The sequence below is a fragment of the Halomonas sp. BC1 genome, assembly GCF_002078135.1.
GTDB lineage: Bacteria > Pseudomonadota > Gammaproteobacteria > Pseudomonadales > Halomonadaceae > Vreelandella > Vreelandella stevensii.
Genome location: NZ_LFGS01000004.1, coordinates 194,118 through 217,886, shown reverse-complemented (window position 1 = coordinate 217,886; position 23,769 = coordinate 194,118). Strand labels below are relative to the sequence as shown.

The 23,769-nt window shown below is 60.1% G+C and carries 21 protein-coding genes and 2 pseudogenes; 18 read left to right on the top strand and 5 right to left on the bottom strand.

All coding sequences use genetic code 11. From position 1 onward, the window contains the following. Window positions 1-2: 2 nt before the first annotated feature. Window positions 3-734 (bottom strand): YebC/PmpR family DNA-binding transcriptional regulator, encoded by a 732-nt coding sequence (locus B7L72_RS02565; protein WP_016916403.1) that lies wholly within the window; start codon window positions 732-734, stop codon window positions 3-5. 238 nt (window positions 735-972) lie between these two features. On the opposite strand from B7L72_RS02565, the gene B7L72_RS02560 reads away from it, so the two are divergent. Then, window positions 973-1,590, top strand: coding sequence for a LysE family translocator (locus tag B7L72_RS02560; RefSeq protein WP_139788418.1), 618 nt, complete (start codon window positions 973-975; stop codon window positions 1,588-1,590). A 101-nt stretch (window positions 1,591-1,691) separates the two neighbouring features. Then, window positions 1,692-2,177: a glutathione peroxidase gene (locus tag B7L72_RS02555; protein ID WP_016916405.1), complete on the top strand. Its 486-nt coding sequence runs from the start codon at window positions 1,692-1,694 to the stop codon at window positions 2,175-2,177. Window positions 2,178-2,182: 5 nt separating this feature from the next. Here B7L72_RS02555 and B7L72_RS02550 read toward each other — a convergent pair whose 3' ends face one another. Then, window positions 2,183-2,566: a DUF7079 family protein gene (locus B7L72_RS02550; protein ID WP_039175751.1), complete on the bottom strand. Its 384-nt coding sequence runs from the start codon at window positions 2,564-2,566 to the stop codon at window positions 2,183-2,185. A gap of 160 nt (window positions 2,567-2,726) precedes the next feature. On the opposite strand from B7L72_RS02550, the gene fabV reads away from it, so the two are divergent. The 10 genes and pseudogenes from fabV (at window position 2,727) to B7L72_RS02500 (ending at window position 13,950) form a co-directional block, all read left to right on the top strand. Beyond that, window positions 2,727-3,932 (top strand): enoyl-ACP reductase FabV, encoded by a 1,206-nt coding sequence (gene fabV, locus B7L72_RS02545; protein WP_026002006.1) that lies wholly within the window; start codon window positions 2,727-2,729, stop codon window positions 3,930-3,932. A gap of 62 nt (window positions 3,933-3,994) precedes the next feature. Beyond that, window positions 3,995-4,210 carry a hypothetical protein gene (locus B7L72_RS02540; RefSeq protein ID WP_039175752.1) on the top strand — a complete coding sequence of 72 codons (216 nt, stop codon included), beginning with the start codon at window positions 3,995-3,997 and terminating at the stop codon, window positions 4,208-4,210. A gap of 182 nt (window positions 4,211-4,392) precedes the next feature. Further along, window positions 4,393-5,367: a GlxA family transcriptional regulator gene (locus B7L72_RS02535; protein WP_026002007.1), complete on the top strand. Its 975-nt coding sequence runs from the start codon at window positions 4,393-4,395 to the stop codon at window positions 5,365-5,367. A gap of 100 nt (window positions 5,368-5,467) precedes the next feature. Continuing rightward, a complete protein-coding gene (locus B7L72_RS02530) occupies window positions 5,468-6,682 on the top strand; it encodes an aspartate aminotransferase family protein (RefSeq protein WP_081139042.1) in 1,215 nt (404 codons plus the stop codon). A gap of 35 nt (window positions 6,683-6,717) precedes the next feature. Beyond that, entirely contained in the window at window positions 6,718-7,782 is a 1,065-nt protein-coding gene (locus B7L72_RS02525) for an arginine N-succinyltransferase (RefSeq protein ID WP_081139043.1), read from the top strand. Continuing rightward, window positions 7,782-8,813, top strand: a complete 1,032-nt coding sequence (astA, locus tag B7L72_RS02520) for an arginine N-succinyltransferase (RefSeq protein ID WP_016916412.1) — start codon at window positions 7,782-7,784, stop codon at window positions 8,811-8,813. Before B7L72_RS02525 ends, astA begins: the two co-directional genes overlap by 1 nt. 74 nt (window positions 8,814-8,887) lie before the next feature. Continuing rightward, a pseudogene (gene astD / locus B7L72_RS02515) lies at window positions 8,888-10,361 on the top strand (succinylglutamate-semialdehyde dehydrogenase). Further along, window positions 10,358-11,707: an N-succinylarginine dihydrolase gene (gene astB, locus B7L72_RS02510; RefSeq protein WP_081192366.1), complete on the top strand. Its 1,350-nt coding sequence runs from the start codon at window positions 10,358-10,360 to the stop codon at window positions 11,705-11,707. The pseudogene astD and the gene astB overlap by 4 nt, the downstream one beginning before the upstream one ends. A gap of 210 nt (window positions 11,708-11,917) precedes the next feature. Further along, on the top strand, window positions 11,918-12,895 hold the full coding sequence (locus B7L72_RS02505) for a DUF1852 domain-containing protein (protein WP_081192364.1): 978 nt from the start codon (window positions 11,918-11,920) through the stop codon (window positions 12,893-12,895). Window positions 12,896-12,921: 26 nt separating this feature from the next. Further along, on the top strand, window positions 12,922-13,950 hold the full coding sequence (locus tag B7L72_RS02500) for a methionine synthase (RefSeq protein WP_081192362.1): 1,029 nt from the start codon (window positions 12,922-12,924) through the stop codon (window positions 13,948-13,950). Between the two features lie 188 nt (window positions 13,951-14,138). Here the strand turns inward: B7L72_RS02500 and B7L72_RS02495 are convergent, their stop codons facing one another. After that, entirely contained in the window at window positions 14,139-15,191 is a 1,053-nt protein-coding gene (locus B7L72_RS02495; protein ID WP_016916418.1) for an SPFH domain-containing protein, read from the bottom strand. A 2-nt stretch (window positions 15,192-15,193) separates the two neighbouring features. Beyond that, complete coding sequence (locus B7L72_RS02490; RefSeq protein ID WP_039175771.1) at window positions 15,194-15,688, bottom strand: NfeD family protein; 495 nt, start codon at window positions 15,686-15,688, stop codon at window positions 15,194-15,196. Between the two features lie 190 nt (window positions 15,689-15,878). On the opposite strand from B7L72_RS02490, the gene B7L72_RS02485 reads away from it, so the two are divergent. From B7L72_RS02485 to B7L72_RS02460, 6 genes and pseudogenes are all read left to right on the top strand, one after another. Next, window positions 15,879-16,937 (top strand): transposase, encoded by a 1,059-nt coding sequence (locus B7L72_RS02485; protein WP_016916420.1) that lies wholly within the window; start codon window positions 15,879-15,881, stop codon window positions 16,935-16,937. A gap of 120 nt (window positions 16,938-17,057) precedes the next feature. Beyond that, the gene (locus B7L72_RS02480; protein ID WP_022521280.1) at window positions 17,058-17,738 is read left to right on the top strand and encodes a heteromeric transposase endonuclease subunit TnsA; all 681 of its coding nucleotides are present in this window, start codon (window positions 17,058-17,060) and stop codon (window positions 17,736-17,738) included. Continuing rightward, window positions 17,731-19,659 (top strand): Mu transposase C-terminal domain-containing protein, encoded by a 1,929-nt coding sequence (locus B7L72_RS02475; protein ID WP_016916422.1) that lies wholly within the window; start codon window positions 17,731-17,733, stop codon window positions 19,657-19,659. The genes B7L72_RS02480 and B7L72_RS02475 overlap by 8 nt, the downstream gene beginning before the upstream one ends. After that, window positions 19,656-20,527: pseudogene (locus tag B7L72_RS02470) on the top strand (TniB family NTP-binding protein). The gene B7L72_RS02475 and the pseudogene B7L72_RS02470 overlap by 4 nt, the downstream one beginning before the upstream one ends. Further along, window positions 20,527-21,615 (top strand): TniQ family protein, encoded by a 1,089-nt coding sequence (locus tag B7L72_RS19050; RefSeq protein WP_081139052.1) that lies wholly within the window; start codon window positions 20,527-20,529, stop codon window positions 21,613-21,615. Before B7L72_RS02470 ends, B7L72_RS19050 begins: the two are co-directional and overlap by 1 nt. An 806-nt stretch (window positions 21,616-22,421) precedes the next feature. After that, window positions 22,422-23,039: a hypothetical protein gene (locus tag B7L72_RS02460; protein WP_232068200.1), complete on the top strand. Its 618-nt coding sequence runs from the start codon at window positions 22,422-22,424 to the stop codon at window positions 23,037-23,039. A gap of 126 nt (window positions 23,040-23,165) precedes the next feature. Here the strand turns inward: B7L72_RS02460 and B7L72_RS02455 are convergent. Next, window positions 23,166-23,769 (bottom strand): L,D-transpeptidase (locus tag B7L72_RS02455; RefSeq protein WP_176212822.1); only part of this gene is annotated, 604 nt, incomplete at its 5' end.

Genomic DNA, 23,769 nt, shown 5'->3' with positions numbered 1-23,769 from the left:
GCTCAGGCGTTCTCTTCCGGCAGTTCGGCGCTGTGAAAGACGTTCTGCACGTCGTCCAGCTCGTTGAGCATGTTCAGCAGCTTTTCGAACATGGCGGCGTCGTCACCTTCCACCGGCGTGGTGTTCTGTGGCAGGAACTGGATTTCATCCACTTCGAAGTCGATCTCGCCAAAGGCGTCCAGCAGTGCCTGCTTGGCCTTGGCGTAATCGGTGTTCGGAGCAAATACCGTGATACGACCGTCTTCCTGCTCGATGTCGGTGACGTCCACGTCGGCTTCCATCAACGCTTCCAGCACGGCTTCTTCATCGCCACCGGTAAACGAGAAGATCGCGCAGTGATCGAACATGTGGCTCACACTGCCCGGCGTGCCGATCTTGCTCTTGGTCTTGGTAAAGCAGCCGCGCACATCGCCAAAGGTGCGGTTGGGGTTGTCGGTGAGGCAGTCGACGATGACCATGGCATTGCCGGGGCCGAAGCCCTCGTAACGAGCGGGCGAGAAGTCCTCGCCTCCGGCACCGCTGGCCTTGTCGAGGGCCTTGTCGATGACGTGGGATGGCACCTGATCTTTCTTGGCACGCTCCATCAGGCCGCGCAGCGCAAGGTTGCCATTGGGGTCGGTGCCCCCTGCTTTGGCGCAGACGTAGATTTCACGCCCGTACTTGCTGTACACCTTGGTTTTCGCAGCGGCCGTCTTGGCCATGGATTCCTTACGGTTCTGAAACGCCCTACCCATATTGAAGTCCTTTATTAACCATGAACTGCCTGCACGGCAGGCGTCATTGATCGGCGTTGCCGAACGTTCTGAAAAAGGAAAATTTTACCCAACAGCGTACCATGCTAACAGCGTTATTTAAGGCCGTATTCAAGGCCGGGGGAGGATTCCACGACGCGCAGCCCAGGCAGCCACCCGACTGCGCTTGAGCTGGCGTATACTGGTGCGCTGATCAACCGCTGGACTCATGGAGAAACGCATGCCGCTGACGCTCTGGTTATCGCTGGCCGCCATCTGTGCCATGGGGGCCATGTCCCCGGGGCCAAGCCTTGCGCTGGTACTGCGCCACACCCTGGGGGGCGGGCGGCTGCCCGGCGTGACCGCGGCGGTGTTCCATGCCCTGGGCGTGGGTTTTTATGCCCTGTTGACCGTGCTGGGGCTGGGCGCGCTGGTGGTACGCCACCCCGAGGTCTTTCAGCTGATCACCTGGGGTGGGGCCGCCTACCTGGCGTGGCTGGGGATCAAAGCCTTGCGGGCCGGGCGCGCCAGCTCGCTGGCGGCCAATGCGGTGGCCACCACGCCAGGCCAGGCGGCCCGAGAAGCGGTGCTGGTGGCTCTGGGCAATCCCAAGCTGATCATCTTTTTCGTGGCCCTGCTCAGTCAGTTCGTGACGCCGGACATGAGCCCGTTGGCCAAGGGCATCATCGTGGCCACGGCGATGGTCATCGATGGCGGCTGGTACGTGCTGGTGGCCGTGGGGCTGTCGCACTCGCGGGTGCTGCCTTGGCTGCAGCGCCACGCCCACTGGGTCAACCGTGTTACCGGTGTGCTGCTGATCGCGCTGGCGCTGAGGGTCGTGGCGGGGCCACTGCTATAAGCGGCCATGGTGGAAAATTCGCGCAGGCGTGAGCCGCCGGGCTGGTGCTGGCAGGCCGCCTCGTGGCAAGGTAGCGTCAGACGATAGCAAGAGGGTGTGTGATGAGCATTTACGAACAGGATTGCTACACCCATCAGGGCCAGCCCTTCAATCTGCGTGCGCTGCGCGGCCAGGTGCTGTTGGTGGTCAACGTCGCCAGTCAGTGTGGCTTTACCCCCCAGCTCAAGGAGCTGGAAAGCCTTTACCAACGCTACCGTGACCGTGGCTTTACCGTGCTGGGTTTTCCCTGCAACCAGTTTGGGCGGCAGTCGCCCGAAAGCGCCGAAGCATTCTGCACCTTCGGGGAGCAGCAGTTCGGGGTCAGCTTTCCGCTCATGGAGAAGGTGAACGTCAACGGGGGCAACGCGCATCCGCTCTTTACGCTGCTCAAGCAGGGAGCGCCAGGCGTGCTGGGCACGCGGGCCATCAAGTGGAACTTCACCAAGTTTCTGGTCGCCAGAGACGGGCAAGTGCTGGCGCGTTTTGGCCCACGAGACCACGGCCCGCGCCTTCGCCTGGCCGTGGAGGCGGCGCTGGACAAGGCGTGAAGGGGCTAGAGTTCGCCCCGGCTGACCATCAACCGCTGCATCAGGTCGTTCCAACGGTGGCGTACCATCATGGTGGTCAAGCCCGAAAACAGCGCCCAGGTTTTGCGCCGCCAACCCTTCAGGCGCAGGTTGTGATTGACCAGCTGCTTCATCAGCTTGTAATCATCGAACTTGCGCCACTCGCTGGCCACCGACAGTTGATGGCGTGACAGCACCGGGGCCAGCTCGATACGGAACACCCACTCGAGCTCCTTGAGCGGTAGCCCGTGCTGTTCGATGACCTCGATCATGCGGGCGTAGTCGCGCTCGGTGGGTTCGCGGTCCAGCCAAAGCGGGGCGAGCGCCAACCAGAGGTCGCCGCGTTCATCGACTAGCTGCTGTGCATTCATCACGGTTCTCATCGGCAGGAAGTGGGCAGGGCGCTATCCTGCCGTGAATCCCCCATAACCTCAAGAGCGGACAGGGCGCGCCGAGACCGCTAGAATAGCGCCTACTGGCAAGTGAGCACGAGGGTGCTCCGATGATACTCATCCGATGAAGGGGTCCAATGTGATCATTAAACCGAAAGTTCGGGGCTTTATCTGCACCACTACTCACCCTAAAGGCTGCGAACAGAACGTTCTCGAACAGATCGAAGCGACCCGCGCCCGTGGTTTGGACAAGCACCAGGGCCCGAAGAAAGTGCTGGTGATCGGGGCTTCCAGCGGCTACGGCCTGGCGGCGCGTATCACGGCGGCCTTCGGCTACGGTGCCGATACCCTGGGCGTGTTCTTCGAAAAGCCCGGCAGCGAGAAGAAGCCCGGCACGGCGGGCTGGTACAACAGCGCGGCCTTCGACAAGTTTGCCAAGCAGGAAGGGCTGTACAGCAAGTCCATCAACGGCGATGCGTTCTCCCATGAAGCTCGCGAGAAAGCCATCGAGCTGATCAAGCAGGACATGGGCGAGATCGACCTGGTGGTTTACTCACTGGCCTCGCCGGTGCGCAAGATGCCCGATACCGGCGAGCTCAAGCGCTCCAGCCTGAAGCCCATCGGTGAGACCTACCGCGCCACGGCCATCGATACCAACAAGGACGTGATCATCGAAGCCGAGGTGGAGCCGGCGACGCAGCAAGAGATCGACGACACCATCACCGTGATGGGCGGCGAAGACTGGGAGCTGTGGATGAGCGCTCTGGCAGACGCAGGCGTGCTGGCCAAAGGTGCCCGCAGCGTGGCGTTCAGCTATATCGGCACCGAAATCACCTGGCCGATCTACTGGCACGGTGCCCTGGGGAAAGCCAAGGAAGACCTGGACCGCGCAGCGGCGGCCATCGATGCCAAGCTGCAAGAGAGCGGCGGCGGTGCCAACGTGGCGGTGCTGAAATCCGTCGTTACCCAGGCCAGCGCGGCGATTCCGGTGATGCCGCTGTACATCGCCATGGTGTACCGCATCATGAAAGAGCAGGGCCTGCACGAAGGCACCATCGACCAGTTGAACCGTCTGTTCGGCGAGCGCCTCTACTCAGGTCAGCCCGGTGAGATGGCCACCGACGAGCAGGGCCGTCTGCGTCTGGACGACTGGGAGCTGCGTGACGACGTTCAAAAAGCCTGTCAGGACCTGTGGCCAAACGTCACCACCGAGAACCTGTTCGACATTACCGACTATGCTGGTTACAAGCATGAGTTCCTGAAGCTGTTTGGCTTCGAACGTGACGATGTGGACTACGATGCCGATGTGAACCCCGATGTGGCGTTCGATGTCGTAACCTTGTAACGCTTGGGGCGACGGAGTGAGCGCCGCGCTGTTTCATCTAACCGGTCAGGAAGAGGTGGCGTATGGATACCAGAGAGAGCAAGACCCCGGAAGAAGAGAAAGAGCACGTACTGAACCAGCGGTTGCCCGAAGATTTCGACAAGGCGGCGCCCCATAAACAGCCGGAAGCCAAAAAGCCCCCCAGCGGCATGCACAAGCTGCTGCCCGTGGTGATCATTGGCCTGGGCCTGGTGGTGGCGGCCTTCGTGATCTTTGGCATGGGCAACAGCGGCGGTTGACGCAGCACCTTCGTTTGCCGGGCCAGTGGCCCGGCAATTTGCATTTATCGTGTTTTTGTTCCTGCGGTCATGGCGCTGCCTTCCGCGCCGCAATTGGGTAAGATGACGTTTGATTTGAACACGTTATCTCGACAGCCAGCGGCGGTTTCCATGCAGTGCCTCTCACCTTGTCACATCTTCACATGCCCACTCGGCCGTTGACGCCTTCCCCCGATCAGCGTCGGCGGGTTGCCTTTGTGCTGCTTCCCGGGTTTTCGTTATTGGCCCATGCCAGCGCCATCGAGCCACTGCAGATGGCCAATCAGCTCAGTGGCCAGATGCTGTATCACACGCTGACGCTCAGCCTGGATGACGAGCCCGTGCGCAGTGCAGCGCAGCTTTCGCTGCTGGCCCAGCACTCGTTGGAAGCCGCTCTTGGGCCGCTGGACATGCTGCTGGTCTGTGCACCGACACCGCTACCCTACGTACTGCCCGCCAGGCTTCACGAGTGGCTGCGCGGTCATCAGGGCAGGGGCGTGGCGCTAGGCGGCCTGGCCGGGGGCACCGAAGTGCTGGCCCGCTGCGGGTTGCTGGAAGGCTATCGCGCGACGCTGCCCTGGCAGCGCTTCGACGCATTTGCCCAGGCGTACCCCCAGGTCACGCTTTCCCAGCAGCTGTTCGAGATCGACCGTGACCGTCTGACCTGCGCGGGCGGCACCGCCGCCATGGACATGATGCTGACGCTGATCGGCAAGCATCACGGCCCACGGCTGGCAGAGCAGGTCTCGGAGCAGTTCGTGTGCGATCGCATTCGCCTTGCCGATGAGCGCCAGCACGTCCCCCTGCGCCACCGCCTGGGCCACGCCCCACAAAGCCTGGTGGATGCGGTCACGCTGATGGAAGCCAATATCGAAGAGCCGCTTTCGACCCTGGAACTGGCCGAACACCTGGGCATTTCCCGGCGTCAGTTGGAGCGGCTGTTCAAGAAGTTCCTGCAGGCGGTGCCCAGCCGTTATTATCTGGACTTGCGGCTGCAGGAAGCCCGCAAACAGCTCAGAGAGAGCGACCGTCCCGTGGGCGACATTGCCCTGATGACCGGTTTCTCCTCGGGCGCGCACTTTTCCACTGCCTACCGTAACCACTTTGGGATCACCCCGCGGGAAGAGCGGCTGGGGTAGGCGCAGCTTTTCATAATTTAGCGTCCCAATCGTGAAAGCAGGGCGGCCACCGCCCCTCGTATACTGATGTCATCGCTGACTCCACCGGAGGATTTGTTTCATGAGCCACACCCCAAGTCGCCAGGATTTCGACCACTACATGATGCCCAACTACTCACCGCAACAGAGCATTCCGGTGCGTGGTGAAGGCAGCCGCCTGTGGGATCAGCAAGGCCGTGAATACATCGATTTTGCCGGGGGGATTGCGGTGAACTCGCTGGGCCACTGCCACCCGGTACTGGTCAATGCGCTGAAAGAGCAGGGCGAAAAGCTCTGGCACTTGTCCAACGTGTTCACCAACGAGCCTGCGCTCAAGCTGGCCAGGACGCTCACCGAGCGCACCTTCGCCGACAAGGTATTCCTGTGCTCTTCCGGCGGTGAAGCCAACGAGGCGGCGCTGAAGCTGGCGCGCCGCTGGGCGGTGGATCACCACGGCGAGCACAAGGACAAGATCATCTCGTTCTACCAGTCGTTCCATGGCCGCACCTTCTTCACCGTGAGCGTGGGCGGGCAGCCAAAATACTCCCAGGGCTTTGGCCCGGTGCCCGGCGGCATTCTGCACGCCAACTTCAACGACCTGGAGAGCGTGCGCAAGCTGGTGGGCGATGACACCTGCGCCATCATGGTCGAGCCCATGCAGGGGGAGGGCGGCATCGTGCCTGCCACCCAGGAGTTCCTGCAGGGCCTGCGCGATCTGTGCGACGAGCACAGCGCGCTGCTGATTTTCGATGAAGTGCAAACCGGCGTGGGCCGCAGCGGCGAGCTGTACGCCTACAAGAACTTCGGTATCACTCCGGACATTCTCACCAGCGCCAAATCGCTGGGCGGTGGCTTCCCGATCGGCGCCACCTTGACCACCGACGCCATTGCCAAGTCGCTGGTGATCGGTACCCATGGCTCCACTTACGGCGGCAACGCGCTGGCATCGGCGGTGGCCCTGGCGGCGGTCGAGTTCATCGACACCCCCGAAGTGCTGCAAGGGGTCAAGCAGCGTCACGACCTGTTCCGTGAGCACCTGGAAACCATCAACCGCAAGCACGGCGTGTTCAAGGAAATCCGCGGCATGGGCCTGTTGATGGGCGCACAGATGTCCGATGCCTTCGAAGGTCGCGCCAAGGATATCCTGCCGCTGGCCATGGAAGAGGGCGTGATGGCGCTGATCGCAGGTCCCAATGTGCTGCGCATGGCGCCGTCGCTGGTGATCCCCGAGGCCGACATCGCCGAAGGCATGGCGCGTCTCGAACGAGCCATCGAGCGCCTTGTTGCCAGCGCATGAGCAGGCCGCAAACGTTACCAGAAGGAGCGTTGAGCATGCTGGTTATCCGTCCGGTCACTCTGGCCGACCTGCCTGCCCTGGAACAGCTGGCCGAGCACGCCGTTCCTCGGCTGACCAACCTGCCCGCCAACCGAGAGCGGTTAGAGGAGCGCATCCTGCGCTCCCAGGAGGCGTTTGGCAGCGAGGTCGATTTTCCGGGTAACGAGCAGTACATGTTCGTGCTGGCGGACGATCATCGTCATGAAGTGCTCGGTACCGCCACCATCCGCGCCCAGGCGGGGGCCGCCGAGGCCTATTACACCTACCGCCAGGAGACGCTGATCCACGCCTCGCAGCAGCTCAACGTGCGCCGGGAAGTACAGACCCTGGCGCTGTCCCACGAAGTCTCGGACGCCACGCTGCTCTGTGCGCTGTCGCTCAACCCGCGTTACAAGGGCACCAGCGCCGAGAGCCTGCTGCGGCGGGCGCGGCTGATGTTCATTGCCCAGTACCCGGAGCGCTTCTCGCGGATTCTCGCCGTGGCGTTTCCGGGGTACCTGGATCGCCAGAATGAATCGCCCTTCTGGGAGAGCGTGGGCCGCCACTTCTTTGCCCGCGGCTTCCAGGAGATGAACCACATGGCCGGGGTGCGCTCGAAAAGCTTCATTGCCGAGGTGATGCCCCAGTTTCCGCTCTACCTGCCGCTATTGACGCCGCCTGCCAGGGCAGCCATAGGCCGTGAACATCCGGCCCATGAAGCAGCGCTGGCGGAAATGCTGGCGGAAGGCTTTGTCCGTTCCCGGCATGTGGATATTTTCGATGCCGGGCCCATCGTCAAGGCCGAGCGCGAACGGCTGGAAACCTGTCGTCGTGCTGCCTGGCACCCGGTGCGGGTGCGCCCGGAGCATGCCTTGCCGGATGCCGAACCGGCGATGATCGCCAACCAGACGCTGAGCGATTTTCGCTGCATCGTGGCGCGCTATGCACTTTCGCCCACCGGACAGCTGATGCTTTCCCCGCAGCATGCGCAGCGTCTGGGGGTGGAAGAGGGGCGCGCCGTACTGGCAGCGCCGTTAGCCCTGCCCAGCGCCGTCGATGCGCTCGATGAAGGAGAGATGTAATGCGCATTCGCCCCATTGCCCGTGATGATCTGGATGGGCTCCAGGCGCTGGCGCAGCAGGCAGGCGTTGGCTTTACCTCGCTGCCGGATAACCGTGAGTTCCTGGCGGGCAAGATCGACGCCGCCGCCCGTGCGTTCGAAGAGCGCACGCCAGTGGACGACCGGCTCTACTTTTTTGTACTGGAAGATGAGTCCAACGGCGAGCTGGCAGGCTGCTGCGCCATTGAAGGTCAGGTGGGGCGCGAGGTGCCGTTCTACAACTACCGGCTTGGCACCCTGGCCCACTCTTCGGTACAGCTCGACCTGCATCGCACCATCGACACGCTGTTTTTGAGCTCGGACCATACCGGCGATGCCGAGGTGTGCTCGCTGTTCCTGCGCCCGGAGTACCGTGGCGAGGCCAACAAGCATTTGCGCAACGGTGCGCTGCTTTCCAAGGCGCGCTGGCTGTTCATGGCTCAGTTCCGCGACCGTTTTCCCGAGAAGGTGCTTGCCGAAATGCGCGGCGTGTTCGATGAAAACAACGTCAGCCCGTTCTGGCAGAGCCTGGGCAAGCACTTCTTCCCCATGGATTTCAGCGAGGCAGACCGGCTGACTGGCCTGGGGCAGAAAAGCTTCATTGGCGAGCTGATGCCCAAGTTTCCCATTTACACCACGTTCATGTCGGAAGAGGCGCGGGCCTGTATTGGTCAGGTACATCGCCACACCCGCCCGGCGCTGGAGATGCTCAAGAAAGAGGGGCTGCGCTGGGAAGGCTACATCGACATCTTCGACGGCGGCCCCACGGTGGAAGCCTATATCGATGATGTGCGGGCGATCCGCAATTCACGCTGCTATCAGGTGGAGGTGTCGCCCGACGCTGCCGCAGAAAGCGTCAGCCGCTGGCTGGCGGCCACCACTCAGATGCAGCACTTTACCGCTGGCTGGATTGGCCGAGGCCCCGCCGACGAAAGCACCGTCGTCCTGACCCCTCAGGAGGCCGAGCGGCTGGGCGTCGCCACGGGCGACACGCTGCGTCTGCTGGAAACCTGATCTGCCCACATACCCGACTACCCGGCTCAGCAAAGGAGAGCGTCATGCATAACCCGAACGCACGCACCCCGCGTATGCCCGCCCAACAGCAGCAGTTGATCGATGGGGCCTGGGTGGTCGGCGAGGCCGCCCCCGTGACCAAGCACGACCCCGTGGCAGGCACGCTGCTCTGGCAAGGGGCTTCGGCGTCGCAGCCCCAGGTGGGGCGGGCAGTCGAGGCCGCCAGGGCCGCCTTCCCCGGTTGGGCGCGCACGTCCCTTTGCCGAGCGTCAGGCGCTGGTGGAGCGGTTCGTCGAGGTGCTCAAGGCGCGCCAGGAAGACCTGGCCGTGGCGATTGCCACAGAAACCGGCAAGCCGCTATGGGAAGCGCGTACCGAAGTCGGAGCCATGGTGGGCAAGGTGGCGCTCTCCATCAAGGCGTACCACGAGCGCACCGGCGAACGTGAAAAAGAGGTGGGTACCGCCAGGGCGGTCCTGCGCCACCGGCCCCACGGGGTGATGGCCGTGTTCGGCCCCTATAACTTCCCTGGGCACCTGCCCAACGGCCACATGGTGCCCGCGCTGTTGGCGGGTAACACGGTGGTGTTCAAGCCCAGCGACCAGACCCCGCTCACCGCGGATTTGACCCTGCAGTGCTGGCTGGAAGCCGGCTTGCCCGCCGGGGTGATCAACCTGGTACAAGGCGGTGTGGCCGTGGGGCAGGCGCTCTCTGCCCACCCGGGTATCGATGGCTTGCTGTTTACCGGCAGCGCCAAAGTGGGCGGCCTGTTGCAGCAGCAGTTTGCCGGGCAGCTGGATAAAATCCTCGCGCTGGAGCTGGGGGGCAACAACCCGCTGGTGGTCAAGGAGGTGGATGACCAGCGCGCAGCCGTCCTGACCATTTTGCAGTCGGCGTTTCTTTCCGGCGGCCAGCGCTGCACCTGCGCCCGTCGTCTGATGATTCCCCAGGGGGAGGCGGGAGATCGTCTCATCGACGCGCTCTCAGAGGCGATTGCCAAACTGCACGTGGCCGGGCAGTTCGACGAGGAGCCCGCGCCGTTCTATGGCGGCCTGGTGAGCGTGGCCGCGGCCGATGGCCTGCTCAAGGCGCAGGACGAACTGGAAGCCATGGGCGGCACGGTGATCAACCGTATGCAGCGCCTGGCAGAGAACACCAGCCTGCTCAGCCCCGCGCTGATCGACGTGACCGGCCTGGAGGTGCCCGATGAAGAGCACTTTGGCCCGCTGCTGAAAATCCATCGCTATGCCGATTGGGACGAGGCGCTGGCACTGGCCAACGACACCCGCTATGGCCTTTCGGCGGGGCTGATCGGTGGCGAACCGGCGGATTGGGACGACTTCCTGCTGCGTATTCGCGCAGGCATCGTGAACTGGAACCGCCAGACCACGGGGGCATCGGGGGACGCGCCCTTCGGCGGCGTAGGCGATAGCGGCAATCACCGCCCCAGCGCTTTTTATGCCGCCGACTACTGCGCCTACCCCGTTGCCTCCATGGAAGCCGACAGTCTGGAAATGCCCGAAACCCTGCCACCGGGAGTCACCCTATGAGCGTTCACAGCATTCGGGAAGTCAACTTCGACGGTCTGGTCGGGCTGACCCACAACTACTCGGGACTGGCCCACGGTAATGTGGCCTCCATGAGCCACGGGGGCCTGGTTTCCAACCCCCGAGAGGGCGCGCTGCAGGGGCTGGCCAAGATGAAGTCGCTGATGGACGCAGGCTACGCCCAGGGTGTTCTGCCCCCGCAGCAGCGGCCGGACCTGGGCGCGCTGCGCGACTTGGGCTTCAGCGGCAGCAACCGCGAGATCCTCGCTCAAGCGGCGCAGCAAGCGCCACAGCTGCTGCGGGCGGTGTGCTCGGCGTCCAGCATGTGGACCGCCAACGCGGGCACCATTACGCCCGGCGTGGATGCGCCGGATGGAAGGGTGCACTTTACCCCGGCCAACCTGCAGTCGAGCTTCCACCGCTACCTGGAGCCGCGCACCACGGGGCGCGTACTCCAGGCGATTTTCCGCGATGAGCAGCACTTCGCCCACCACCCGGTGCTGCCCGCCACCCCCGCGTTTTCCGATGAGGGGGCGGCCAACCACACCCGGCTATGCGGTGAGTACGGCGAGCCCGGCGTGCACCTGTTCGTGTATGGCCGCCAGGCGTTTGGCGGCGGGCGCAGCGAGCCCAAGCGCTATCCCGCCCGGCAAACGCTGGAAGCCAGCCAGGCGGTGGCACGCCAGCACGGGCTGAGCGACGCCCAGACCGTGTTCGCCCAGCAGCACCCGGAGGCCATCGATGCGGGCGTGTTCCACAACGATGTGATTGCCGTGGGCAACGGCCCGGTGCTGCTCTACCACGAAATGGCGTTTCTGGACGAGGCGCGGACCCTGGACGAGCTACGCGCCAAAATGAGTACGCCGCTGATTCCCATTCGGGTCTCGGCGGAAGCGGTGAGCATGGAAGACGCGGTGGCGTCGTACCTGTTCAACTCCCAGCTGCTTTCCAACCCGGATGGCACCATGACCCTGGTGGTGCCCAGCGAGTGTCAGGAGCGGGAAGCCGTGTGGCGCACGCTGCAGGATTTCATCCTGGCAGGCAATAACCCCATTGGCGAAGTGATCGTCAAGGACGTGAAGCAGAGCATGCGCAACGGCGGCGGCCCCGCCTGCCTGCGCCTGCGCGTGGTACTCAGCGACGCCGAGCGCGCAGCCCTCAGCGGTCGCGTGCTGCTCGACGATGCGCTCTATAACGACCTCACCGCCTGGGTGAGCCGCCACTACCGCGACCGCCTCGCCACCGACGACCTGGCCGACCCGCAGCTCACCACGGAAGTCCTCATCGCGCTGGATGAGCTGACGCAGCTGCTGAACATTGGCTCGGTGTATCCGTTTCAACAGGGGTAAGCGCCCTGCCACACAGCCCATCATGAGATTCTCTCATGATGAGTTGAATTAATGTCGCTTTTCATTCATGTGGTGGTCTGGCATAAAGAACACATCCTCTTCGATGACGTGGCGCTAACGCCCGTGTATCGAAACGTCACATATGGCATCGAGCGCTGAGCTGCATTGCGGCGCCGTCGCCAATCTCGACCAACAGGGTGTTTGTTCGCGATGAGCTACGACTTTACCTTCGATATCAAGAGCGTCCGGTTCGACGAAAACTACCGTCCTGCCGAGAGCACGCGTACCACGACCAACTTCGCCAATCTGGCGAGAGGCGAGCGCTGCCAGGAAAACCTGCGCAATGCGCTGACCATGATCAACAACCGCTTCAATACCCTGGCGCATTGGGATAACCCCAGGGCAGATCGCTACGCCGTCGAGCTGGATATCATCACCGGCGAGCTGAACATGGCAAACGCGAGCGATGCCTTCCCCGCGATTGAAATGCTGAAGACGACCATCATCGATCAGCATCTCGACAAGCGCATCGAGGGCATGATGGGGAACAATTTCTCTTCCTATGTTCGCGACTACGACTTCAGCGTGTGGCTAGCCGAGCACAATCAGGGGCGCTCGGAGTTTGGCATCCCGGAAGGGTTTGGCGACCTGCATGGCAAGCTGTTCAAGCGTTTCATTCATTCCGACGCCTACCGCGCATCGTTCAGCAAGGCGCCGGTCATCTGCCTGAGCGTGTCCCACAGCAAGGTGTATCGTCAGACGGAAAATTGCCACCCCGTGCTGGGCGTCGAGTACGTCAACGACGAGCCGTCGCTCACGGATTTCTACTTCGCCAAGATGGGCCTGCAGGTGCGCTACTTCATGCCGCCCCATAGCGTGGCGCCATTGGCATTCTATTTCTCCGGCGACCTGCTGGCCGATTACACGGATCTCGAACTGATCAGCGCCATCAGCACCATGGAGACGTTTCAGAAGATTTACCGCCCCGAGATCTATAACGCCAACTCGGCGGCAGGCAAGCTCTATCAGCCTAGCCTGAAGCACCAGGACTACTCGCTGACGCGCATCGTGTACGACCGTGAAGAGCGCAGCCAACTGGCCATCGAGCAGGGGCGCTTTACCGAGCAATATTTCATCAAGCCCTTCCGCCAAATACTCGACAAGTGGTCGGCCGATTACGCCCTTTGATCCCCTCATCATGAAGGTTATTTCTTATGAAGACACTGTTGCCCACCTCGACCGCTGGTAGTTTGCCCAAGCCCGCCTGGCTGGCCGAGCCCGAGACGCTCTGGTCCCCCTGGAAACTGCAGGGCGACGAGCTGGTGGAAGGCAAGCAGGATGCGCTGCGGGCGTGCCTGCACGATCAGCGTCAGGCAGGCATCGACATCGTCAGCGACGGCGAGCAAACCCGCCAGCACTTCGTGACAACGTTCATCGAGCACCTCGATGGTGTCGATTTCGAGCAGCGCAAGACGGTCAAGATCCGTGATCGCTACGAGGCCAGCGTGCCTTCGGTGCTGGGCCCTGTCTCGCGGGAAAAACCGGTCTTCGTCGACGATGCCAAATTCCTGCGTCAGCAGACCGACCAGCCCATCAAGTGGGCGCTGCCAGGCCCCATGACCATGGTCGACACTCTCTATGACGGCCACTACAAGAGCCGTGAAAAACTCGCCTGGGAATTTGCCAGGATCCTCAACCAGGAAGCCCGTGATCTGGCGGCGGCGGGGGTAGACATCATTCAGTTCGATGAGCCCGCCTTCAATGTCTTCTTCGATGAGGTCAACGACTGGGGCATCGCCGCCTTGGAAAAAGCCATCGAAGGTGTCACCTGCGAGACTGGCGTGCATATCTGCTACGGCTACGGCATCAAGGCCAATACCGATTGGAAGAAGACGCTGGGGTCCGAGTGGCGCCAGTACGAGGAAATCTTCCCCAAACTGCAGGCCTCGAACATCGACATCGTCTCGCTGGAGTGCCAGAATTCCCACGTGCCCATGGAGCTGATCGAGTTGACTCGCGGCAAGAAGGTGATGGTCGGGGCCATCGACGTGGCCACCCACACCGTCGAAACCCCGGAACAAGTCGCCGATACCCTGCGCAAGGCGCTACGTTTTGTGGACGCCGACAAGCTCTACCCCTGCACCAACTGCGGCATGACGCCCCTGCCGCGCAAAGTGGCGCAAGGCAAGCTGAAGGCATTGAGCGCAGGTGCCGACATCGTGCGCCAGGAGCTCTCTCGATAACAGGCTTCTCGATAACCAGGCGCTTGGATAACCAGACTCGATAGCCTTGCCCGATAAACAAGCCAAATCCTTATCGAAACACCTGTGCCGCACGCCATTGGGGTGCCATAGGCAAGTCACCGGCTCTCTCGCGCCTCGCCGACGAGGCGCATCAAGCCGCCGTGGTGGCCCAAGAGGTTAATGCGAGGTTATTGGCCGCTTGCCGCACCCCCCACGATGCCACTGCGGAAGCCGCCCTGGCGAGCGTTGGCGTGATCCAGATGGTTGGCCACGGCGTCTTCCGGGGTGCCCGCCATTTCGCGGAACATGCCCATGGAGCCCAGCAGCGCCGAGGATTCGTAGGGCACGAAGACGCGCTCGCCGTCCTTGGCCATGGTGGGCAGCACCTTGATGTAACTCTGGCCGAGCAGGTAGCCCACTACCGTACGCTTGTGCTCGTCGCTGTCGCCAATGGCGCTGAGCACCAGCTTGATCGACTCCTGCTCGCCCTGGGCACGCAGAATGGCCGACTCTTTATCGCCCTGGGCGTTGAGGATGGCAGACTCACGCTGGCCTTGGGCCATGGCAATGGCTGCTGATTTTTCGCCTTCGGCTTCGGTGACCGTTGCACGACGCTTACGCTCGGCAGCCATTTGCAGGCGCATGGCCGACTCCACCTCTTCCGGCATGGCGATGTCCTGAACTTCGACCCGGGAGATCTTGACCCCCCACTTGGAAGCAGGCTCTTCCATGGCAGCCTGAATCTCGTTGTTCACCTCGGCCCGGGATTCGAACAGCTTATCCAGCTCCATCTTGCCGACCACCGAACGCAGCGTGGTCTTGGCCAGTACCTCCACGGCCTGGCTCATGTTCTCGACTTCATAGACTGCTCGCTTGGGGTCGATGATCTGATAGTAGAGCGCGCCGTTGATCCGCACCGTGACGTTGTCGGTGGTCACGACCGGCTGGCCCGGAAAGTCCATGACGGTTTCCCGACGGTCGATACGAATTTCATCGCTGGTGATGGGGTGATACTCCTCGCCCATCTTCTTGTAGCGAATCATGGTGATGGCGCGGGGCTGCTCGATAAAGGGAATGATGATGTTGATGCCGCTCTCCAGCACCCGGTGAAACGAGCCTAGTCGCTCGATCACCATGACTTCCGATTGGCGAACGATCACCAAGCCCTTGGAAATGATCAGAATACCGATGACCACGATGATCAGGCTGATCAACAGGCCTGGGCTGATGGGTAGATCCATGGTTAAAGCTCCTTGTGTTGCGAATGGTCGTCCTGGGGAACCGGGTTGCTGGCAGGGGCCAGCATGACCAGGGCGGTGGTGCCCTCGAAACGTTTGAACACCACCGGAGTGCCGGAGGGCAGCTCGGTGGCTCCGCTCTCCAGCACGCGTAGTCGATAGAAGTCGCCATTGACCTTGATGCCGGTGGCATTATCGAAGTCGCGGGTCAGGGTGACATAGTGTTGGTTCTTTTCCACACCGGTACCGGTGGTGCCGTAGGCGACCCCCTTGGGCGAAAAGCGCGGGCGAATCACCATCACGCCCACGGGCACCAGAATACCCGCGAAGATGCCCATGCTGAGCAGTTGCCAGGGCAGTGTCAGCCCCAGCGCGGTGACGGCGGCGGTCAAGGCGGCGGCGATGCCCAGCGCCAGGAGGACCATGGCGCCAGAGGTCAGCTCGCCGAGACTGAGCAGCAGCGCGATGACTAGCCAGGTGTAGGCCGGATTCCAATCCATGAGCACTCCTTATCAAGTGGACTCCCCCAAGGGTAACGTACCTTAGGCCTAGCGTCTCCCCACTTTTCCACAGGTGGTGCTGTAACTGCCTGAATAGCGTTGAAAATTTCAGTGCTATCAACGAGATCGGGGCTTTCCCGCCGGTATCATGTTGTTACCCCTAACACCATGAACCAAAAGGAAAGCCCCGATGCTTCAAGATGCCAAAGACCGCGCCAAATGGAAAGCTCGCCTGATCGACTGGTGTGACGACCTGTCGGATCACCTCGCTCGACCCGTCGTGAAGCTGGCGGCAGAAACGCTCTTTGGCATCCTGGCCAGCGGTAGTTTGCGCCAGGCCGAGATCGCCCGCGCCTTGAAGGAACCCTGTCGGCTACACCACACGCAGAAGCGGTTGTCGCGCATGCTGTCCCGGCACAGCGAGCTTGCCTGGGCCGCGGAGCAACTGCAGCTCCAGCGGATCACGCCCTATATCACCGATGACATGGTGCTGGCCATCGATCCGGGCGACCTGAACCGGGATGGCGCCCCGACCAGTGAATACCGAACCCGCGTTCGCGACGGTGATACCGGCGAGATCGTCGGCGGTTATCCGCTGATCAGCGTGGTGGCACGCGACCTGAAGCGGGGCACCACCTGGCCACTGCTCACGCGGCTGCTATCGCCGGCTCGCGGCGGCTACCGCAGTGAAAACACCGATATCCTGAGCGTGATGGATACCGTGCAGCGCCATGTGGAGGGCCGGCCACTGTGGGTCATCGATCGTGGCGGCGATCGAGGGCGGCTGTGGGATGCCTGGCTGCGCGCCGAGCGTCATGTGCTGGTCCGGGCCGCCAATCAGCGCTTCTGGCAGTGGCGAGATACCGCCAAGACGTCGCAGCAGATTGCCCGAGATCTGCCACTGAAGCACCGCGGCCACTTGCGCCGTGGGCAGCATATCCCGGTGCGGTTCGGCATCACCAAGGTCACACTGCGGGAGCATCCGGAGACGCCGCTGTGGATGATCGTTGTCGATCATGAGAAGTCGGAGCGCCTGGTGCTGGTGACGACGCGCCCGGTGCGTGGTCGCCGCCAAGGCGAGCGGATGATTCAGGCTTACCTGGATCGCTGGGCCTGCGAGGAGGGGTACCGGTTCACCAAGCAGGGGTTCGACCTAGAGGGTGTCCAGGCACGCCGTTTCACGACGCTGCAGAACCTGGTGGCGCTGGCCAGCCTGGCCTGGGCACTGCTTGTCATTTTCAGCAATTAGTGCGACCCTCAGGGCGTAATATCGGGCTATTATGGTAGTCTGTACAGGATTGAGTGCGACAGAATTAATAGCAATTGATGCGACAGGTCTTGTTTTATTCAACATTTGGTGCGACTGCCCATGCCACTGCCTACATCCGTTCGTAAAATCGGCCCTACCCGACGAAGTGTGTCTGGCTACTATGCCTTTCGCGGGGAGGAGTCTATTGCGTTCGAGTCGACGCTCGAACGTGATTTCCTCATCAAGGCTGACTTTGATGTGAGCGTCCTTGGTGTGATATCCCAGCCGTGCGAGATCCCGTTTCATCATCCCGTGACCGGTAGGCGCTACACCTACACACCTGACTATTTGGTTTATTACCGTCTCGGTAACCGTCATTACAGGGATTACCCAAAACCTCTCCTGGTGGAGGTCAAACCACGGGAAAAGTGGCAAGCACATTGGCGTGAATGGTCGCCTAAATGGAAGGCGGCGATACGGCATGCCAACAATGAGGGCTGGGCGTTTCGCATTCATGATGAAAGCCGCATTCGTGATAAGACCTTGGACAACATTACCTTCCTAGCGCGCTACAAGCGGATGGTGTTTCCCTCTGTCGAAAGCCAGGCAGTCCTCAACACGGTGAGGGAAATGGGGGTGGCGACCTTGGATTACCTGCTTTCTCGGCACTTTATGGGCGATATTTACCGGGCAGAGGGGATTGCGCATTTATGGCATCTACTGGCGACTCGGCAGTTAGATTGCGATATGGCCCAATCCTTCAGTCCTCTATCGGAGGTATGGGTACCCGATTATGAATAACCATCGTGGCAGCGCAACTGAACCCAATAACGGCGTCGCCCAAACACGCCAACACTTGCAGATTATGGTGGGTGAGCAGGTTCAGAAAGATGGCACCGTTTACCGAATTTCCCAGGTGCTCGATTTTGAGACAGTCATTGGCATTGCCGTTGAGTCCGGGCGTAGTTGCCCGCTTCGCATCAAAGAACTAGCGCCTCTCAATAGCGGGTCCGTATCCCCTGAGCAGGATATGTCCGAGATTGGGGATGCCGATTGGCGGGAGGCCGAGCATCGCTTTTCCATCATTAAGCCCTTGGTGGATCGCCATACGGTGGGGCGGGATGCAGCGGAGGAGCGTGCGAAACAAACGGGGGTTGATACGGCTACGATCTACCGTTGGTTGAAGCGGTATAAAGCGACGGGCTCGGTGCTCGCATTGATTCCTCAAAAGCCAGGGTGGAAGAAGGGAAAGTCGCGTATTCCCGCGCATGCCGAGGCAGTGATTCAGGAAGTCATCAAAGAGGTGTATTTGACGCTGCAGCGTCCGTCCGCACAAAAAGCGGTACAGGAAGTCATGCGGCGCTGCCATGAACGGCGCATCGACCCGCCGAGCCCTGGTACCGTTCGTGCTCGTCTGCGTGATATCCCAGAGCGTGACCGGTTGCGTGGCCATGGTTTTAGAGACAAAGCCATTAACAAGTTCCAGCCGGCTGCCGGAAAATTTCCCAATGCGGACTATCCGTTAGCCGTTATGCAGATTGACCACACGCCTGCCGATATTATTTTGGTCGATGACGTGTATCGCAAGCCGATTGGTCGCCCATGGATTACGTTGGCCATGGACGTGTTTACTCGCATGGTCACGGGGTATTACTTGTCGTTTGACCCGCCCTCTGAAACATCTGTCGGCATGTGTGTGGCGCACTCCATGCTTCCTAAAGATGAGTGGTTGCTACTGCATAATGTGGAGGCTGAGTGGCCGGTATGGGGCACACCCGCCACGATTCATGTCGATAACGGCCCAGATTTTCGCTCTGAGACGTTTCGGCGCTCATGCCTAGCCTATGGGGTCAACCTTGAGTTTCGGCCTGTTAAGCAGCCTCGTTATGGTGGCCACATTGAGCGGGTACTGGGCTCTCTTCTAAAGGAAATCCATAACCTGCCTGGGACGACCTTCTCCTCCATTAAAGAGAAAGAGGGATACGATCCAGAGAAGCACGCGGCCATGACGAAAAGCGAGTTTGAAGAGTGGCTGGTGACGTTGATTTGCAAGGTTTACCACCAGCGCCTTCATTCTGGGATTGGTATGTCGCCGATGAAAAAGTGGGAAATTGGTGTGTTTGGCAATGCGGATGTGCAGGGAGTGGGATTAGCGCCGAGGCCTGCTGACAGGCTCTCTGTATTGCTCGATTTTTTGCCCAGCTTTCAGCGTACGATCCAGACCTTTGGTGTGACCATCGATGGCATAAACTATTACGATGAAGCGCTAAGACCTTGGATCAATGCCAAAGATCCAGACATGCCAGACAAGAAACGCACCTTTGTTTTCCGGCGCGACCCTCGCGACATTAGTGTCATTTGGTTCAAAGACCCGGAGCTCGGGCACTATTTTCGCGTGCCCTTTGCCAATCTTGCCCTCCCCTCGATGAGTGTTTGGGAGTATGCCCAAGCTAAAGCGCGCCTTCGGCAGGAAGGAAGAAACTCGGTCAATGAGACTGAAATTCTACGCGCTATTAGTGAGCTGCGAACCCATGTGGAGGAGTCGCAAGCACGTACTAAGCGAAGTCGCCGTCAGGCACAACGACGTAAAGAGCATGAGAAGAAGGTGACGCCTGCAGATCCCCTTTTACATGCGCCCTCAACTGCGGCCCCTAAAGAGACACCCGCTCAAGGGGACGGTCTTTTAACGGGTGATATCGATGTGAACTGGGACATAGCATGAGCACACACCTTCATCCTGATCTTCGTCACGTCTTGGGGCTGTCCGCTAAAGAGCGAATGGAGTTTATGGATCAACCGCGCTGGTTGGGCTATCCATTGGCCAATCGTGTCATTGAGGTCATGCGTGGGTTGATGGAGAAGCCCAGTCGTCCTCGTATGCCTAACCTCTTGCTCGTGGGTGACTCCAACAACGGAAAGACAAGTTTCGTAAGCAGTACGGTGAAGGCTACGTGAATGAAGACGTAGAGCCCGTGAAGCCTGTTGTTGTCACTCAGGCTCCCCCGAGTGCCGATGAGAAAAGTCTGTATATCGCAGTGCTAGAGAGTTTCTGGGCTCCCTACCGGCCTACAGATCCTGTTCCCAAGCTGCGCTACCAGGTGATTCATCAACTGCGTGCTTGCCATACGCGCTTACTGATCATCGATGAGTTTCACTCTCTGTTAACCGGTGGTGCTGTTAAGCAGCGCGAAACGATGAATGCCATTAAGCTTTTATGCAATGAGCTAATGATTCCCATCGTTGGTGTGGGGACGCAAGATGCTGTGCGTGTGCTGCATTCAGACCCACAGCATGCGAGTCGCTTTGATGTGGTCGCGTTACCAAAGTGGGAGCTCAATCAGGAGTTTCAGAAGCTGCTCGCTGGCTTTGAGAAGATATTACCTCTCAAACATCCTTCCCAACTGCATGAGCCCCAATTGGCGACCCAGCTCCACGCGATTTCTGGCGGTAATTTGGGTGACCTGCACCGGCTGCTGATTGAGTGTGCAAATGCCGCTATTTTGTCTGGAGCTGAGTGCATCGATGAGAAAATTATTCAGAGTAAATCATGGGTGCGGCCCACCCGTGGCATTAGGGAAGTGATGCTGTAATGACCTGGGCGCTGAGTGTGCCCCTGCTGCCTGAGGAGTCCCTTTCATCATGGCTCGTTCGGGCGGCGTTGCGACAGGGGTGTGATCCTTTGTCGCTCACCGGGGCTATTTGGCCAACATGGCGTATATGGACGAGGGACATTGATAGGGAAATACCCCTCGCAAGAATGCGCCCATTAGTGAATGCCTCGGGGATATCTTCCGCTAAGTTTCAGAAAGCGGGGATGCGGGACGATTGTGAGAAAGTGGTCGGTTACTCGTTACCGGAAACCCGGACTTGGCCCTGGTTGTTGGCACTCGGCAGCCGAAATCGAACCCGCCATGGAGGACAACAGGTATGCACGTTGTGCTTGGCAGAGGACTCAACCCCCTACTTGCGCCGGCACTGGCGATTCGCTTGGCACACTGGGTGCCGCTTTCATGGGGTGCAGCTGGTAGATGAGTGCCCAGCATGCAAGGCCCCTATAGAGCCCCATCGCCTGACAGCGGAAGATCAACATTTAGCTCAATGCAGCCGGTGTCATAACGATTTTAGAAAGGCGGTATGCACGTCGCCTTTACCTGAAGCGTTCAGTGTTCAAGTGATGGCTGATCGTGTGTTAGAACAGGATAAGGTGACGTTTAGGCAGGCCTCTATCGCACCCGCCGATTGGTTTTCTATGGTGGCCTTTTTTATTGGCGTTATACGGCGTGCAAGTCGGCGGCCTGTGTCACCCCTGGCCGATGCGCTTCTTTCATTGGGCATTTCGGTTACGGATTGCCGAATGCCTGTGTCTGGCCTGGCGTTTGAGCTGCTGGCTGTCAGCGAGCGTAGTGCCTTATTGGTAGCGTTGGAACGCTTGCTCAGTATGGGCCTTGAAGAAACGTTCAGCGTTCTGGTCGCGTGCAATGTCAAAACGAGCGCGCTTCATGATCCCCGAAGGTCGCCCCCCGTTGTGTTGTTGCCGCTGCTATCACGGTTATCTCACCACCCTCATGGGCCGCATCGCCGCCGTGTTCCCCCGGCTTGTCGCCCCATGTCGGAACGCGCTGTTAGAGCCTCATGGGCGCGTTTAAAACGCAGAATGAAAGCGGAGCCAACCTCTTGAATCAACACCAAACGGTCGACTGCGATGAGTGTGGCCGAGAAGTCTCCAAATTGTGGCGACGCCATAAAGGGCACGGCTACTGTTCAACTTGCTATGCTCGTGTGTTTAAGCGGCGGATGTGCCCACGATGTGGTGAGTTAGCCCGTCTGCCTAAGAATGACCCAGACGCCGTCTGTCGTCAGTGCAACGTTGACAAACCGTGTGCACGATGTGGAAAAGCCAGTTCAGACTACAACATCGGCAAGGTCACTCCCTACGGCCCTGTCTGTATCGCCTGCGCTCCCTATTTCAAAGAACCAGAGCCCTGCGAGGCGTGTGGGAAAGCATCTCAACGTCTTACCCGAGTGGCGCGTATGGGGCATGATCATCGCTTATGTCCACGCTGTTCGACAGCAGACCACGGTACCTGTTCTGCATGTCGTCGACATCGTTTATTGGTGGTGGCACCCAACGGGGATGCGTTGTGCAAAGCCTGTAATGAGCAAGGGGAAATTGCCTGCCCATCGTGTGGTAATCCCATGCCAGCGGGTCGAGGTGATGCCTGTGAGCCCTGCTATTGGACGCGAACATGCCGTAAACGCATCACCATTGGCCAAGCCGGTATCACTACCAAAGCGTTAAGTGAGGCCTTTGGGGAATTTGGTGAATGGCTGATTCGTATCACTGGGCCGCATAAGGCTGCCCTCAAGATCAATCATTTCTTCTCGTTCTTCCTTGAGCTCGACCAGGCATGGTCACGGATACCGAGCTATTCGGAGCTACTTCATCACTTCGGGGCGGAGGGCTTGCGGCGTGTGAGGCTTCCCATGCGATGGTTGCATGAAGAGCAAGGGGTAGAGCCGGATCACCAAGCAAAGCGGATCGACTCAGAGAAAAGACGTATTCAAGCGTGTCTCAGTTCTATGCCGTTCGCTTCGCTATCAGACCAAGTGCTGCAAGCCTATTGGCTGCAATTGGAAACCCGTATAGAGGCGGGCAAAACGTCCCACACCTCCGCACGACTTGCACTAAGAGCGGCAGCCGCATTGCTACTCGCTACTGACCGGGAGGGGCAGCGACTGCCTCAACAGGGCGATGTGGACAACTATTTGCATGCGGTGCCCGGACAAGCAGCCTCGGTCACGGGGTTTACTAATTTCTTAAATCGCCAACATGCCACCACGTTGGCTCCTCGGGTGGATGTAAAACGGGCAAGAAAGCGGCGAAAAGAAACACTAGCCCGCACCCTGATGACGATGGCCCGGTGTGCTGATCAAGGAGAGGCCTGGAGGGAGGCATGGATCGTTGCTGCCATGGAGTATTTCCATGACACAAAATTAACGCAGAAAATGCTTCGACAACAGACCGTAGAGCGGACGACAGACGGGATACAGGTGGTAGTGGGTGGCGTTACCTACTGGCTGCCTCTGGATATTGAGTGCTAAGACACTGATAGCGCGCAGTCACTTGGAGGGCCCCGCGACTCTGTAGGCGAATGTCGCCCCGCCGTTTGGACGGGGCTATGGCTCTCTACCTATATGCCAGGGCTCAACGGGGTGCCAAAAGGCGTGTCATGACCGTTGAGATGACGTCAAAACCAGGTCTTCATAAATGCCCTTGATAGCCTTCTCTTCTGGGCTGTGGCGCTGTGGCTCCTGTTCCTGCTTTGGATGTAGTGGGGTTATAAGCCCGTTAGAGAGTGACAGGACATCGCTGAGCTGCTCGTAATCGAGGTTTACGTTATCGACATTGTATTGGTTAAGGCGTGTCATGGTCTCTGTGAGTGCGGTCATACTGTGCTCTTCTTCTCCAAGCGGCGGAAAGGCTTGAATCAGCGGCTGACCGCCTTCCCAACCTATCTTGATCGGCTGATTGATGATGTTGACTTGGGTGCCGGGTGGAATGCGGTCAAATATAGATTCGATGTCTTTGGGTAACATGCGGATACAACCTCGGCTTGCGCGCATGCCAATGCCATCGGGCTGGTTGGTGCCGTGAATCAAATAGCCATCGAAGCCTAGGATGATGGCATGGTCTCCTAGCGGGTTATCGGGGCCGGGCGGTACAACGCTTGGTGCGGTTTCGCCGCGTGCTTCCGCTTCACGTTTTACCGACTCAGGCGGGTACCATGCGGGGTTTTTAATGTTCATGGTGGTCTCGGTCACACCAAGGGGT

Coding starts and splice junctions, on each gene's coding strand:
- B7L72_RS02565 (WP_016916403.1), bottom strand. CDS start 734: ATGGGTAGGGCGTTTCAGAACCGTAAGGAATCCATGGCCAAGACGGCC.
- astA (WP_016916412.1), top strand. CDS start 7,782: ATGCGCATTCGCCCCATTGCCCGTGATGATCTGGATGGGCTCCAGGCG.
- B7L72_RS02540 (WP_039175752.1), top strand. CDS start 3,995: ATGGATACCAGAGAGAGCAAGACCCCGGAAGAAGAGAAAGAGCACGTA.
- B7L72_RS02500 (WP_081192362.1), top strand. CDS start 12,922: ATGAAGACACTGTTGCCCACCTCGACCGCTGGTAGTTTGCCCAAGCCC.
- B7L72_RS02555 (WP_016916405.1), top strand. CDS start 1,692: ATGAGCATTTACGAACAGGATTGCTACACCCATCAGGGCCAGCCCTTC.
- B7L72_RS02530 (WP_081139042.1), top strand. CDS start 5,468: ATGAGCCACACCCCAAGTCGCCAGGATTTCGACCACTACATGATGCCC.
- B7L72_RS02550 (WP_039175751.1), bottom strand. CDS start 2,566: ATGAATGCACAGCAGCTAGTCGATGAACGCGGCGACCTCTGGTTGGCG.
- B7L72_RS02505 (WP_081192364.1), top strand. CDS start 11,918: ATGAGCTACGACTTTACCTTCGATATCAAGAGCGTCCGGTTCGACGAA.
- B7L72_RS02535 (WP_026002007.1), top strand. CDS start 4,393: ATGCCCACTCGGCCGTTGACGCCTTCCCCCGATCAGCGTCGGCGGGTT.
- B7L72_RS02460 (WP_232068200.1), top strand. CDS start 22,422: ATGCGATGGTTGCATGAAGAGCAAGGGGTAGAGCCGGATCACCAAGCA.
- B7L72_RS02485 (WP_016916420.1), top strand. CDS start 15,879: ATGCTTCAAGATGCCAAAGACCGCGCCAAATGGAAAGCTCGCCTGATC.
- B7L72_RS02480 (WP_022521280.1), top strand. CDS start 17,058: ATGCCACTGCCTACATCCGTTCGTAAAATCGGCCCTACCCGACGAAGT.
- B7L72_RS02490 (WP_039175771.1), bottom strand. CDS start 15,688: ATGGATTGGAATCCGGCCTACACCTGGCTAGTCATCGCGCTGCTGCTC.
- B7L72_RS19050 (WP_081139052.1), top strand. CDS start 20,527: ATGACCTGGGCGCTGAGTGTGCCCCTGCTGCCTGAGGAGTCCCTTTCA.
- astB (WP_081192366.1), top strand. CDS start 10,358: ATGAGCGTTCACAGCATTCGGGAAGTCAACTTCGACGGTCTGGTCGGG.
- B7L72_RS02475 (WP_016916422.1), top strand. CDS start 17,731: ATGAATAACCATCGTGGCAGCGCAACTGAACCCAATAACGGCGTCGCC.
- B7L72_RS02560 (WP_139788418.1), top strand. CDS start 973: ATGCCGCTGACGCTCTGGTTATCGCTGGCCGCCATCTGTGCCATGGGG.
- B7L72_RS02525 (WP_081139043.1), top strand. CDS start 6,718: ATGCTGGTTATCCGTCCGGTCACTCTGGCCGACCTGCCTGCCCTGGAA.
- B7L72_RS02495 (WP_016916418.1), bottom strand. CDS start 15,191: ATGGATCTACCCATCAGCCCAGGCCTGTTGATCAGCCTGATCATCGTG.